This is a genomic window from Stutzerimonas nosocomialis (assembly GCF_005876855.1).
GTDB classification, from domain to species: Bacteria; Pseudomonadota; Gammaproteobacteria; order Pseudomonadales; family Pseudomonadaceae; genus Stutzerimonas; species Stutzerimonas nosocomialis.
In genome coordinates this window covers 59,908-72,483 of sequence record NZ_QLAE01000025.1, presented here as the reverse complement: position 1 = coordinate 72,483, position 12,576 = coordinate 59,908, and the positions used below count along the sequence as shown (strand labels likewise).

The window sequence follows — 12,576 nt, the reverse complement described above, 5'->3', positions numbered from 1 at the left end:
AACTCCAGCTACGACAACGCCAAGGAACGCTCCTGGCAGGTGCGCCACGACTACAACTTCACCGCCCTCGGCATCCCCGGCCTCACCCTCATGAACCGCTACATCAGCGGCGACAACGTCCATGTCGGCGCCGTGACCGACGGCGAGGAATGGGGCCGCGAGACCGAGCTGGCCTACACCATCCAGAGCGGCACGCTCAAGGACCTGAGCATGCGCTGGCGCAACTCCAGCATGCGTCGCAGCTGGAGCTCCAACGAGTTCGACGAGAACCGCCTGATCTTCAACTACCCGCTGTCGATCCTGTAACACCGCTCCACCCGTTTCTCCTGTTACGGCAATCTCCTTGGCCCGTCCTTGTGACGGGCTTTTTTTCATCCTGCGAAAAGGCGGCCGTTAATCGCACCGATTCATCGAAAGTCCAGGTCTACTCCGCAAAACTCCCTTCTTGCCCCGCATTCGGCAGCGAAAAATACAGGCCAACGGCGGCACGGCCGCCCTAGCCGAGACAACAACAATGAAAACCCAGGTGGCGATCATCGGTGCCGGCCCGTCCGGCTTATTGCTAGGCCAGCTGCTGCACCGGGCCGGCATCGACACCCTGATCCTGGAGCGGCAGACGCCGGATTACGTGCTGGGCCGGATTCGCGCCGGCGTGCTCGAACAGGGCATGGTGGACCTGCTGCGCGAAGCCGGCGTGAGCGAACGGATGGACCGGGAGGGGCTGGTGCACGAAGGCATCGAGCTGGTCTTCGCCGGCAAGCGCCAGCGGCTGGACCTCAAGGCCCACAGCGGCGGCAAGACGGTCATGATCTACGGCCAGACCGAGGTGACCCGCGACCTGATGCAGGCGCGCCAGGCCAGCGGCGCACCGATCGTCTACGAGGCGGGCGACGTCCGCATACAGGACGCAAAAAGTGAGGCGCCCTACCTCACCTACCTCAAGGACGGCGAGCGCCATCGGCTCGACTGCGACTACATCGCCGGTTGCGACGGCTTCCACGGCGTCGCCCGCCAGTCGATTCCCGATGGCGTGCTGCAGACCTTCGAACGGGTCTACCCGTTCGGCTGGCTCGGCCTGCTCAGCGACACGCCGCCGGTCAATCACGAACTGATCTACGCCCACCACGAACGCGGCTTCGTGCTCTGCAGCCAGCGTTCGGAAACCCGCAGCCGCTATTACCTGCAGGTGCCGCTGGAGGAGAAGGTCGAAGACTGGCCCGACGAGAGATTCTGGCAGGAGCTGAAAACCCGCCTGCCCCGGGACGTCGCCGACAGGCTGGTCACCGGCCCCTCCCTGGAAAAGAGCATCGCCCCGCTGCGCAGTTTCGTCGTCGAGCCCATGCAGTATGGGCGGCTGTTCCTGCTCGGCGATGCCGCCCATATCGTGCCGCCGACCGGCGCCAAGGGGCTCAACCTCGCGGCGAGCGATGTCAGCACCCTTTATCGCATCCTGCTCAAGGTGTACCGCGAGGGCCGGGTCGAGCTGCTCCAACGCTACTCGCAGGCCTGCCTGAGGCGAATCTGGAAGGCCGAGCGGTTTTCCTGGTGGATGACCCAGCTGCTGCATGAATTTCCGGAAAAGGACGGCTTCGACCGGCGCCTGCAGGAGACCGAGCGCGACTACTTCCTGAACTCGCCAGCCGGCCGCGCGACCATCGCCGAGAACTACGTGGGCCTGCCCTACGAGCCGATCGACTGAGGCGGCAGGGCGACCTTGCGATAGGCATTGGGGCTCTGCCCTGTCAGCCGGCGGAAATAGCGGGAGAAGTAGGCCGGCTCGGAAAAGCCCAGGTAATCAGAAATCTGGTTGACCGTCATCGCGGTGTAGATGAGGTCGCGCTTGGCCTCGAGCAGCAGACGCTGGTGGACCACCTGCAAGGCGCTCTGCCCGGCCAGGCGCCGGCACAGCCCATTGAGGTGCGCGGCGGAGATGCCCAGTTCCCGCGCATAGCGCTCGATCCCCCAGTGCTCGCGGTAATGCGCCTCGACCAAGGCTCCGAACTGCGCCAGTAACCCGTGCCCGCGCGGCAGGGTTTCCCGCCGCGCGGGCCCGGGCACACCCTGGCGCGCGACCCAGACCATCAGCAGCGCCACCAGCGAGCGCAGCGACAGATCCCGGCCGGGCCCGCGCTGCTGGTACTCGCGCTGCAACGTCGCCAACAGCGGATCGAGCTGCGCCTGGGCCTCGCCCAGCAGATGGCAGGCCGGTTGCGCCGCGAACCCCACGGCGCCGTCCAGCGCCCCTTGCAGCGACTCGAGCAACGGTGCCGACAGCGTGACCACGTAGCCCTGAATGTCGGCCGAAAAGCGAAACCCGTGGATGGTCAGCGGCGGCACCACCAGCAGCGCGGGTCGCTCGATGCGGTGCGTGCGCCCCTCGATTTCCACATCGGCCAGCCCCTGCTGCACATAGAGCAGCTGCAGCAGATCGGCATGCCGATGGGGCTTGATCTCCCAGCCGTGCTGGCTGCTGCGTTGAGGAATCGACTCGCAGTGCAGCAGGTCCTCGGTCGGCCAGTCCAGCTGCTCGCCGTACAGCTTGAAGACCGGAACGCCTGGCGCGGGCATGGCGATCGGCGGATCAGTCGAGCGACTCGACGCCCATCTCGTCCCACACCTGCTCGGCGAGATGGAAGGTCGCGTTGGCCGCCGGGATGCCGCAGTAGATCGCGCTCTGCATCAGCACTTCCTTGATCTCGTCGCGCGTCACGCCGTTGTTCCTGGCCGCCTTCAGATGCAGCTTGAGCTCGCCCTCGCGGTTCATGCCGATGAGCATGGCGATGGTGATCAGACTGCGGGTGTGCCGTGGCAGACCCGGGCGCGTCCAGATATCGCCCCAGGCGTGGCGGGTGATCATTTCCTGGAACTCCTGGTTGAACGGCGTGATGTTCTCCAGGCTGCGGTCGACATGGGCGTCGCCCAGTACCGCACGACGCACCTGCATGCCGGCCTCGTAACGCTGCTTCTCGTCCATCGTCGATCCTTTGAAAGTCAGTGGTTCAGGAACGCCAGCACCCGGGTGGTGAAGTCATCGCCCGCCTCCACGTTGGACAGGTGCGCCGCGGGGAACTCGACCAGCTCGGCGCCGGCGATGCGTTCCTGCATGAAGCGGCCGTGCTCGGGGGTGGTCACCGCGTCCGCGCTGCCGCAGACGATCAGCGTCGGTACGCTGATGCGCCCCAGTTGCTCGCGGTAGTCGGCATCGCGCACCGCCGCGCAGTTGGCCGCGTAGCCCTGCGGCGAGGTCTGCGCCAGCATCTCGACGATGGGCTCGACCGTCTGTGGCTGGGCGCTGGCGAAGGCCGGGGTGAACCAGCGTCCGATCGAGGCATCGCGCAGCTCGCGCATGGCCTGTTGGCCGCCGGCCAGAACGGTGTCGATGCGGCCGTTCCAGACCTCGTCGGAGCCGATCTTCGCACCGGTGTTGCACAGCACCAGCCGCTCGAGCCGCTCGCCGGCGTTGATGCCGAGCCACTGGCCGATCAGGCCGCCCATCGACAGGCCACAAAAACTCGCCTTGGCGATCTCCAGCGCATCGAGCAGCGCCAGCGCGTCCTGCCCCAATTGCTCGACAGTGTAGGGCCCGGGCGTGACCAGCGATGCGCCATGCCCACGGGTGTCGAAGCGCAGCACCCGAAAATGGTGGGCAAAGGCGTCGATCTGGGCGTCCCACATGTGCAGGTCGGTGCCCAGCGAGTTGGAGAGCATCAGCACGGGCGCATGGTCCGGGCCGTCGAGCCGGTAGTTCAGGTCACCCTCGGCGAGCGTTACGAAAGGCATCGCAGATTTTCCTCAGTGAGACAGGGCGTGATGGTCGGCCAGCGCGCGCTCGACCCAACGGCGCGCCTGGCCCAGATAGTTGGCAGGGTCGAGCAGCTGGTCCAGCGCCTCGGGCGAAAGCTCGGCACTGACGTGCGGGTCGTCCCCGAGCACCTCGCGCAAGTGGCGTCCCTCGGCGACGGCGCGCGTGCAGCATTGTTCGACCCGGTGATGCGCGGCGTCGCGGCCGATGCGCTGGGCCAGGACGATGCTGACCGCCTCGGCCAGCACCAGGCCCCGGGTCAGCTCCAGATTGCGGCGCATCCGCGCGGCATCGATTTCGAGTGCCGGAACGATGTGCAGTGCCTGTTGCAGCGCACCGCCGACCAGGCAGCAGAGGTCGGGCAACGTGTCCCATTCGGCGTGCCAGAGGCCGAGGCTGCGCTCGTGCTCCTGGGGCATCGCCGACAGCAGGGTGGCGACCAGGCCCGGCGCGCGGGTGGCGGCGGCGATCAGCACCGCGGCGCTGACCGGATTGCGCTTGTGCGGCATGGTCGAAGAGCCGCCGCGCCCCTGCCCGGCCGGCTCGAACACCTCGCCGGCCTCGGTCTGCATCAGCAGCGACAGGTCGCGACCGATCTTGCCCAGGCTGCCGGCGATCAGCCCCAGTAGCGTGGCGAATTCGGCCAGGCGATCGCGCTGGGTATGCCAGGGCTGGTCCGGCAGGGCCAGTTCGAGTTCCTCGGCCAGCGCCTGGCTGACCGGCCAGGCCTGTTCGCCCAGCGCGGCCAGGGTGCCCGACGCGCCGCCGAACTGCAGCACCAGCAGGCGCGGCTTGAGTTCGGCCAGGCGCTGCCGATGGCGAGTCAGCGCGCCGAGCCAGCCCGCGAGCTTCATGCCGAGGGTGACGGGCGTGGCATGCTGCAGCCAGGTCCGTCCGGTCATCGGCGTATCGGCGTGACGCTGGGCCTGGTTGGCGAGCGCGTCACCCAGTTGGGCAAGATCCCGCTCCAGCAGGTCGACGGCACGCCGCAGCTGAAGGACCAGCCCCGTGTCCATCACGTCCTGGCTGGTGGCGCCCAGGTGGACGCTGCGCTCGGCCTCCGGATCGCCCTGTGCGACACGCCGGCCCAGCGCCTTGACCAGCGGAATCGCCGAGTTGCCGGACATGAGGATCGCCTGCTGCAGCGCATCCAGATCGTAGAGCTCGGCCTGGCAGGCTGCTTCGATCGGCTGCACCGCCTTGCGTGGAATCACCCCGACCCGCGCCTCGGCGCGCGCCAGGGCAGCCTCGAAATCGAGCATGCCCTGCAGCCGAGCGTGATCGGAAAACACCTCGCGCATCGCCGCGCCGGTGAAATAGGCATCGAATAACTGGTGGGACGAAGGTTGCACCTGCGTTCTCCATGGTTGAGCAGAGCACGCCCCTGCTGGCTGCGAGTCTAGCCGCAAGCAGGGGCGTCGCGGCGGGTCAGACCCGTTCGATGGCCATCGCGACGCCCTGGCCGACGCCGACGCACATGGTCGCCAGGCCGAGCTTGCCGCCGTTCTTTTCCAGCCAGTGCACGGTGGTCATGACGATGCGGGTGCCGCTCATGCCCAGCGGATGTCCCAGGGCGATGCCGCCGCCCTGCGGGTTGACCTTCTCGCTGTCGTCCGGCAGACCGAACTCACGCACGCAGGCCAGCGCCTGGCTGGCGAAGGCCTCATTGAGTTCCACCACGTCGAAGTCCTCGACGCGCTTGTCCAGCCGCGCCAGCAGCTTGCGCACCGCCGGCACCGGGCCGACGCCCATGATGCGCGGCGAGACGCCGGCGGCGGCCATCCCGAGCACCCGGGCGCGTGGCGTGAGGCCGTACTTCTCCACTGCCTCGCGCGAGGCCAGGATCATCGCCGCGGCGCCGTCATTGACCCCCGAGGCGTTGCCGGCGGTGATGGTCTTGTCCGGGCCGTTGACCGGCTTGAGCTTGGCCAGGGTTTCAGCCGTGGTATCGGGGCGCAGGTGCTCGTCGCGGTCGACGACGGTTTCGCCCTTCCTGGTCTTGATCACCACCGGCACGATTTCCTCGGCGAAGAAGCCCGCTTCCTGGGCGGCGGCGGCACGCTGCTGGCTGCGCAGGGCGAAGGCATCCTGGTCGGCGCGGCTGACCTTGTAATCCTCGGCCACGTTGTCGGCGGTCTCGGGCATCGAGTCGACACCGTACTGCTGCTTGATCAGCGGGTTGATGAAGCGCCAGCCGATGGTGGTGTCCTCGAGCTTCATGGTCCGGGAGAAGGCGGTATCGGCCTTGCCCATGACGAAGGGCGCGCGGGACATGGATTCCACCCCGCCGGCGATCGCCAGGTCGATCTCGCCCGCGGCGATCGAACGGAACGCCGCGCCCACCGCATCCATGCCCGAGGCACAGAGGCGGTTCAGGGTCAGTGCCGGGACGTTGTCCGGCAGGCCCGCCAGCAGCGCCGCCATCCGCGCGACGTTGCGGTTGTCCTCGCCGGCCTGGTTGGCGCAACCCATGTAGACCTCGTCGATCTCGTCGGCCTTCAGCCCCGGGTTGCGCTCGAGCAGCGCACGCAGCGGGATCGCGGCCAGGTCGTCGGTGCGTACCGCCGACAAGGCGCCGCCGAAGCGGCCGATGGGTGTACGCACGGCATCGCAGATAAAGACTTCACGACTCATTCATCACTCCCCTTCTGCCCATGAGCGGCAGCGGTACGGGCCTCCAGATCGCGCAGCGCCGCGAGCTCCGCCTCGGTCGGCTCGGCGGTGGTCTGCACGTTGTCGGCAAAACGGATGGCCCAACCGGTGGCCTCGATTACCTGCTCGCGGGTGATGCCCGGGTGCAGCGAGGTCACCACGAATTCGTTGGACCCGGCTTCCGGCTCCATGATGCACAGGTCGGTGATAATCCCCACCGGGCCGGCGCCCGGCAGCCCGAGGCGCTTGCGCGCATCGCCGCCTTCGGCGTGCCCCACCGAGGTGATGAACGCCAGCTTGTCGACGAAGGTGCGGTGCGACTGCTTGAGAATGATCAGGACCTGCCTGGCCGAACCGGCAATTTCCGGCGCGCCACCGGCGCCTGGCAAGCGGACTTTCGGTTGGTGATAGTCACCGATCACCGTGGTGTTGATGTTGCCGAACCGGTCGACCTGGGCGGCGCCGAGGAAACCGACGTCGATTCGTCCGCCCTGCAGCCAGTAGCGAAAGATCTCGCCGGTGGGCACGACGGTGTCGGCGGTTTCGGCCAACTCTCCATCGCCGATCGACAACGGCAGCACGCTGGGCTTGGCGCCGATCGGACCCGATTCGTAGATCAGCACCACGTCCGGCGCATGGGTCAGGCGAGCCAGGTTGGCGGCCTTGGACGGCAGGCCGATACCGACGAAGCAGACGCTGCCATTGCCCAGGCGGCGGGAGGCGGCGACGGTCATCATTTCATTGGTGGAGTAGCTGCCCATCAGTTGGCCTCCTGTGCTGCGGCCAGCTTGCGCTGGAACTCGGCGAAGTCGCTCGTGCCATGGATGTATTCGTCGATCCAGGTGTTGAAGCTGTCACGGTCGCGGGCGATCGGGTCCCAGTCCTGGTAGAAGCGGTTGTCGCGCTCGTAATAACCGTGGGCGTACGAGGGATGCGCGCCACGCGGCACTTCGCAGACGGCGGTGACGGCCCAGGTCGGCAACACGCAGGCGTTCATCGGCGCCTGGAGATCGTCGACGATCTCCTCGACCGTGACGATGCTGCGCCTGGCCGCCAGCGCGGCTTCCTTCTGCACCCCGAGAATCCCCTGGATCAGCACGTTGCCCTTGCGGTCGGCTTTCTGCGCATGGACCACGGTGACGTCCGGACGGACCGAGGGCACGGCCGCCAGGCGCTCGCCGGTGAAGGGGCATTCGATGAACTTGATCAGCGGATTGACCTTCGGCAGGTCCGAGCCCAGGTACGCGCGCAGCACGGCAAAGGGCAGCCCCGAGGCGCCGGCGACGTAGGCGTTGGCGAGGTCCGCATGGCTGTGTTCCTCGATTTCCAGCGGCTGCGGCCAACCCTTCTCGACCGCATCGCGCAGGCGGTGCAGCGAACCGACGCCCGGGTTGCCGCCCCAGGAGAAGATCAGCTTTTTGGCGCAACCGGCGCCGATCATCAGGTCATAGACCAGGTCGGGCGTCATGCGCACCAGCGTGAGGCCCGTCTTGCCCTGTCGGATGATCTCGTGGGAGGCGGCGGTCGGGATCAGATGGGTGAAACCTTCGAGCGCGACGGTGTCGCCGTCGTTGACGAAGCGCTGCACCGCTTCGCGCAGGGAAATCAGTTCGGCCATGTGGGAGGTACCCGTCTCATTGTTCGATCCTCGCCGTGGCGAGGTGGTATCCCAAAGTACGGCGATGCGTCGGCTGGAACAATCCGATAATCGACTATACGTTCGATAATCGAACGGTTCTGTCAGCATTGTCGGGAGGTCTTATGGTCGCTCGACAGAGGACTTGCGGCTGCCCGGCGTGTTCGATTAACGAACGGTATTTCGCTCGCCGTGAGCCGCCATTTGGCCGATCGATCCCGCGTGCAACCGGCCGGCAGCCCTGAGCCGGGGCACCCTCTCTCGCCTTTCGCCGCGTCAACGACGTGCCGGGTAGCCGATTGACGTAACTAACCAGTTGGTACATTTTCCGGGCGGCCGAACAAAACAACGAGAACGATCCCAATGCCTCATACCCTTCTGGTGCTCAACGGGCCGAACCTGAACCTGCTCGGCACCCGTGAGCCGGCCACCTACGGCCACGAGACCCTCGCCGACATCGCCGAGCTGTGCCGCCGGACCGGCGAACGGCTCGGGCTCTCGATCGAATTCCAGCAGACCAACCATGAAGGCCAGCTGATCGAGTGGATTCACCAGGCGCGCGGCCGCTGCGCCGGCATCGTCATCAATCCGGCGGCCTGGACTCACACCTCCGTCGCGATTCGCGATGCGCTGGCGGCCGTCGAGCTGCCGGTCATCGAGGTGCACCTGTCCAACGTGCACAAGCGCGAGGCCTTCCGCCACCACTCCTACGTCTCGCCGATCGCGGTCGGGGTGCTGTGCGGTTTCGGCAGCCACGGCTATCGGCTGGCCATCGAACACTTCGCCCATCTGCTGGAGGGCTGAAGATGACAGAACGCAGCATTCTTGCCGGCCTGATCGGCAAAGGCATCCAGGCGTCCCGGACGCCGGCGATGCACGAGCGCGAAGGCGACGCCCAGGGCTTGCGCTATCTCTACCGGCTGATCGACCTGGACGCCCTCGGGCTCGACACCGACGCCCTCCCCGAGCTGCTCACCGCCGCCGAGCGCATGGGCTACACGGGACTGAACATCACCTTTCCCTGCAAGCAGCTGATCATCCCGCTGCTCGACGAGCTGTCGCCCGAAGCGCGCGGTATTGGCGCGGTGAACACCGTGGTGCTCAGGGACGGCAAGCGCATCGGCCACAACACCGATGCCCTGGGCTTTGCCGAAGGCTTCCGGCGTAACCTGAACGACGCGCCCCGCCGACGCGTGGTGCAGATGGGGGCCGGTGGTGCCGGGGCCGCGGTGGCCCATGCGCTGCTCAGCGAAGGGGTGCAGACCCTGAGCATCTTCGATGTGGAAAAGGATCGGGCCAGGGCCCTGGTCGAGATGCTCAACCGGAGCTTCGCCGCCGAGCGCGCCCGCCTGGGTACGGACCTGCCCCAAGCCATGGCCGAGGCCGACGGTCTGGTCAACACCACGCCGGTCGGGATGGACAAGCTGCCCGGCACGCCGCTGCCGCCCGAGCTGCTGCGCCCTGAGCTCTGGGTGGCCGAGATCATCTACTTCCCGCTGGAGACCGAACTGCTGCGCCATGCCCGCGCGCTGGGCTGCCGCACCCTGGACGGCGGCAACATGGCGGTGTTCCAGGCGGTCAAGGCGTTCGAGCTGTTCAGCGGCGAGCAAGCGGACGCCGATCGCATGCTCGCTCATTTCGCGAGTTTCTAGCGGCGCGGCGCAGGCGCCCCGGCGGCGTCTGCGCGCGGATGAACGGGGCGGCGACGTTTCGCTATACCGGCGTGGCGGTCACGTAGCGCAGCACCACGTCGCAAAGCATCTGCTTGTGACGCTCGCGGTTGGCCGCCGCGGCCAGGTCGATATCGAAGATCCAGCCGAAGGTATGGCGGTTCGATACCCGGTAGAAGCAGAACGAGCTCATCAGCATGTGCACGTCCAGGGCGTTCAGCCCCTCGCGAATCACGCCCTGTTCCCGTCCCCGCTGGAGGACGTCGTCGATGATGTCGATGATCGCGCCGCTCTGGGAACGGATCGCCTGGGACCCGGAAACGAACTGCCCGTAGTTGATGTTCTCGATGCTGACGATGCGTACGAAGTCGACGTTATGGTCGTGGTGATCGAAGGTGAATTCGGCGAGCCGGCGCATCGCTTCCAGCGGCTCCAGCTCCCTCAGGTGCAGCATGCGCTCGGTGCCGCGGATGTCGCCGTAGAGCTTTTCCAGCACCGCGAGGTAGAGCTGCTCCTTGCTGCTGAAGTAGTAGTAGATCATCCGCTTGGAGGTATGGGTGCGCTCGGCGATGGCATCGACCCTGGCGCCGGACAGCCCCTGCTGGACGAACTCGCTGATCGCCGCCTGGAGGATGTTTTCCCGCGTCTGTTCCGGGTTGTTCTTGCGACCCTTGCGCGGCGCCTCGGCTGGCTCGCTGGTCGGTGAAAGCACAGGCTCGTTCATGACGGTTCTTCGTATGGTTCAGGACAGGCGGCGCCCGAAGGCGCCGTCGTGACGCGGCTGGCGCTAGAAACGCGGCGCGCGGTTACCGGCCGCCGCGCTGCGCGCCTTGGCCATCGCCGCCAGGCGCACCGCGACGTTGGCAGCACCGTAGCCGATATAGCCGTTCTTGCGTTGCAGGACTTCAAAGAAGAAGCGGTCCTCGAATGCCTCGGTATAGACGTGGAAGAGTTCCCCGCCCTGGTTGTCACGGTCGTAGAGCACGTTGTAGTAGGCCAGCTCGCTCAGGAATTCGTCGTCGAAATCGAAGCGCGCGGCCAGATCGTCATAGTAGTTCAGCGGGATTTCCAGCAGCGGAACGCCCGCCTCCTTGGCCCGCGCCACCTCGGCGAAGATGTCCTCGCAGCTGAAGGCGATGTGGTGCACGCCCGAGCCGCGGTAGTTGGACAGCGCGTGGGAGATCGCGGTGTTGCGGTTCTCCGAGATGTTCAGCGGCAGGCGGATCGAGCCGCAATGGCTGCGGATGGCGCGGCTCTTCACCAGGCCGTAGGGGTCGGGCAGCACCACTTCGTCGTCGGCTTCGAAGTCGAGCAGGGATTTGTAGAACAGCACCCAGCTGTCGAGGCTGTCGGCCGGCAGCGCCATCGCCATGTGGTCGATCCGCTGCAGGCCGCCCGTGGCCTCGGCGCCGGGATCGAGGTGGAAGTCGGTGTCGTAGATGCTCTGCTGCGAGTCGCCCTGCTCCACCAGGTAGATCAGGCTGCCATCGGGCGCGCGTACCGCCGGAATCTCCCGCTCGTTCGGCCCCACCAGCCCACGGTAGGGCTGGCCGCCGAAGGCCTGGGCACGCTCCAGCGCGCTGCCGGCATCGCGCACCCGCAGCGCCGTGGCACAGAGCGAGGCGCCATGGGCTTCGAGAAAGTTGTGGGCGAACGAATAGGGCTCGGCGTTGAGCACGATGTTGATGTCACCCTGGCGCATGAGCCGCACGCCCTTGGAGCGATGCTGGCCGGCGCGCGCGAAGCCGAGTCTCTCCAGCCAGCCGGCGAGCTTGGCGCCCTGCCCTTCGTCCACCGCGAACTCGAGAAACTCGACGCCGTCGTAGCGGCTTGCCGGTGGCGGCGCGAACAGGATGTCCAGGTTCTCCGATGGCGTCGCATCCTGGGCCAGCAGCGTCCGGGTCTTTTCTTCGAGGTAGAGCAGCGAGCGCAGGCCATCCACCGCATTGGCCCGGGGCGGCGCGGCGCGAAAGCCGTCGTTGAAGATTTCCAGGGACAACGGCCCGCGGTAGCCGGTGCGGATGATCGGCGCGAGGAAGCCGGGCAGATCGAACTCGCCCTGGCCCGGGAAGCAGCGGAAGTGACGGCTCCACTCCAGCACGTCCATCGACAGGACCGGCGCATCGGCCATCTGCACGAAGAAGATCTTGTCGCCCGGAATCTGCTCGATGGCCGCCGGATCGCCCTTGAGCGACAGCGTGTGGAAGCTGTCGAGGATCACCCCGAGGGCCGGATGGTCCGCCTGCCGGACGAGGTTCCAGACCTGCTGGTAGGTGTTGACGTGGCGGCCCCAGGCGAGCGCCTCGTAGCCGATCCGCAGGCCCCGCGCGGCGGCGCGCTCGGCCAGCAGGCGCAGGTCGTCCACCAGGATGGCTTCGTCTCCCAGCGCATCGGCGGCCACGTTGCTGCAGACCAGCACCAGATCGGTACCCAGCTCCTGCATCAGGTCGAACTTGCGTTCGGCGCGGTCGAGGTTACGCGGCAGGCGGTCGCGGCGGCATCCCTCGAAATCGCGAAACGGCTGGAACAGGGTGATCGCCAGGCCCAGGTCGCCGCAAAGCTTGCGGATCGCCCGGGGGCTGCCCTCGTAGTAGAGCAGGTCGTTTTCGAAGATTTCCACGCCGTCGAACCCGGCCGCGGCGATGGCTTCGAGTTTTTCCGGCAGGGTTCCGCTGAGGGACACGGTTGCAATCGAACGGTGCATGCAGGACTCCATGTGAACAGTCGGCTCGGCGCTGGCCGCTTATTGTTGTCCGGCCGTTAGGCCTATCCATGGAATGTAGCGCGATGCACCCCGGTTGAAGCGTCCCCCACCT

General features: G+C 66.9%; 13 protein-coding genes. 4 read left to right on the top strand and 9 right to left on the bottom strand.

What is annotated here, in order from left to right; genetic code table 11:
• Both DN824_RS15650 and pobA read left to right on the top strand, forming a co-directional pair.
• Positions 1-306, top strand: a 306-nt coding sequence (locus DN824_RS15650) for an OprD family outer membrane porin (protein ID WP_138409340.1), incomplete at its 5' end; no start/stop codon positions are given.
• A gap of 208 nt (positions 307-514) precedes the next feature.
• Positions 515-1,699: a 4-hydroxybenzoate 3-monooxygenase gene (gene pobA, locus DN824_RS15645; RefSeq protein ID WP_138409339.1), complete on the top strand. Its 1,185-nt coding sequence runs from the start codon at positions 515-517 to the stop codon at positions 1,697-1,699.
• On the opposite strand, the gene DN824_RS15640 is transcribed toward pobA, so the two are convergent.
• From DN824_RS15640 to DN824_RS15610, 7 genes are all read right to left on the bottom strand, one after another.
• Entirely contained in the window at positions 1,681-2,568 is an 888-nt protein-coding gene (locus DN824_RS15640) for a helix-turn-helix domain-containing protein (protein ID WP_174236528.1), read from the bottom strand. The two genes, pobA and DN824_RS15640, sit on opposite strands and share 19 nt — an antisense overlap.
• A gap of 13 nt (positions 2,569-2,581) precedes the next feature.
• Complete coding sequence (pcaC, locus tag DN824_RS15635) at positions 2,582-2,974, bottom strand: 4-carboxymuconolactone decarboxylase (protein ID WP_138409337.1); 393 nt, start codon at positions 2,972-2,974, stop codon at positions 2,582-2,584.
• Positions 2,975-2,991: 17 nt separating this feature from the next.
• Entirely contained in the window at positions 2,992-3,780 is a 789-nt protein-coding gene (gene pcaD, locus DN824_RS15630; RefSeq protein WP_138409336.1) for a 3-oxoadipate enol-lactonase, read from the bottom strand.
• 12 nt (positions 3,781-3,792) lie between these two features.
• Positions 3,793-5,154 carry a 3-carboxy-cis,cis-muconate cycloisomerase gene (locus tag DN824_RS15625; RefSeq protein ID WP_138409335.1) on the bottom strand — a complete coding sequence of 454 codons (1,362 nt, stop codon included), beginning with the start codon at positions 5,152-5,154 and terminating at the stop codon, positions 3,793-3,795.
• Between the two features lie 76 nt (positions 5,155-5,230).
• Complete coding sequence (gene pcaF / locus DN824_RS15620; RefSeq protein WP_138409334.1) at positions 5,231-6,436, bottom strand: 3-oxoadipyl-CoA thiolase; 1,206 nt, start codon at positions 6,434-6,436, stop codon at positions 5,231-5,233.
• Entirely contained in the window at positions 6,433-7,215 is a 783-nt protein-coding gene (locus DN824_RS15615) for a CoA-transferase subunit beta (protein WP_138409333.1), read from the bottom strand. The genes pcaF and DN824_RS15615 overlap by 4 nt, the downstream gene beginning before the upstream one ends.
• Positions 7,215-8,072 carry a CoA transferase subunit A gene (locus DN824_RS15610; protein ID WP_138409332.1) on the bottom strand — a complete coding sequence of 286 codons (858 nt, stop codon included), beginning with the start codon at positions 8,070-8,072 and terminating at the stop codon, positions 7,215-7,217. The genes DN824_RS15615 and DN824_RS15610 overlap by 1 nt, the downstream gene beginning before the upstream one ends.
• Before the next feature lie 381 nt (positions 8,073-8,453).
• Here DN824_RS15610 and aroQ point away from each other — a divergent pair, with 381 nt between their 5' ends.
• Both aroQ and DN824_RS15600 read left to right on the top strand, forming a co-directional pair.
• On the top strand, positions 8,454-8,894 hold the full coding sequence (gene aroQ / locus DN824_RS15605) for a type II 3-dehydroquinate dehydratase (protein ID WP_138409331.1): 441 nt from the start codon (positions 8,454-8,456) through the stop codon (positions 8,892-8,894).
• Between the two features lie 2 nt (positions 8,895-8,896).
• Positions 8,897-9,742 (top strand): shikimate dehydrogenase, encoded by an 846-nt coding sequence (locus DN824_RS15600; protein WP_138409330.1) that lies wholly within the window; start codon positions 8,897-8,899, stop codon positions 9,740-9,742.
• A 61-nt stretch (positions 9,743-9,803) separates the two neighbouring features.
• On the opposite strand, the gene DN824_RS15595 is transcribed toward DN824_RS15600, so the two are convergent.
• Complete coding sequence (locus DN824_RS15595) at positions 9,804-10,484, bottom strand: TetR/AcrR family transcriptional regulator (protein ID WP_138409329.1); 681 nt, start codon at positions 10,482-10,484, stop codon at positions 9,804-9,806.
• A gap of 63 nt (positions 10,485-10,547) precedes the next feature.
• Positions 10,548-12,464 (bottom strand): 3-dehydroshikimate dehydratase QuiC, encoded by a 1,917-nt coding sequence (quiC, locus tag DN824_RS15590; RefSeq protein ID WP_138409328.1) that lies wholly within the window; start codon positions 12,462-12,464, stop codon positions 10,548-10,550.
• Positions 12,465-12,576 lie beyond the last annotated feature (112 nt).

Coding starts and splice junctions, on each gene's coding strand:
- pobA (WP_138409339.1), top strand. CDS start 515: ATGAAAACCCAGGTGGCGATCATCGGTGCCGGCCCGTCCGGCTTATTG.
- DN824_RS15640 (WP_174236528.1), bottom strand. CDS start 2,568: ATGCCCGCGCCAGGCGTTCCGGTCTTCAAGCTGTACGGCGAGCAGCTG.
- pcaC (WP_138409337.1), bottom strand. CDS start 2,974: ATGGACGAGAAGCAGCGTTACGAGGCCGGCATGCAGGTGCGTCGTGCG.
- pcaD (WP_138409336.1), bottom strand. CDS start 3,780: ATGCCTTTCGTAACGCTCGCCGAGGGTGACCTGAACTACCGGCTCGAC.
- pcaF (WP_138409334.1), bottom strand. CDS start 6,436: ATGAGTCGTGAAGTCTTTATCTGCGATGCCGTGCGTACACCCATCGGC.
- DN824_RS15615 (WP_138409333.1), bottom strand. CDS start 7,215: ATGGGCAGCTACTCCACCAATGAAATGATGACCGTCGCCGCCTCCCGC.
- DN824_RS15610 (WP_138409332.1), bottom strand. CDS start 8,072: ATGGCCGAACTGATTTCCCTGCGCGAAGCGGTGCAGCGCTTCGTCAAC.
- aroQ (WP_138409331.1), top strand. CDS start 8,454: ATGCCTCATACCCTTCTGGTGCTCAACGGGCCGAACCTGAACCTGCTC.
- DN824_RS15600 (WP_138409330.1), top strand. CDS start 8,897: ATGACAGAACGCAGCATTCTTGCCGGCCTGATCGGCAAAGGCATCCAG.
- DN824_RS15595 (WP_138409329.1), bottom strand. CDS start 10,484: ATGAACGAGCCTGTGCTTTCACCGACCAGCGAGCCAGCCGAGGCGCCG.
- quiC (WP_138409328.1), bottom strand. CDS start 12,464: ATGCACCGTTCGATTGCAACCGTGTCCCTCAGCGGAACCCTGCCGGAA.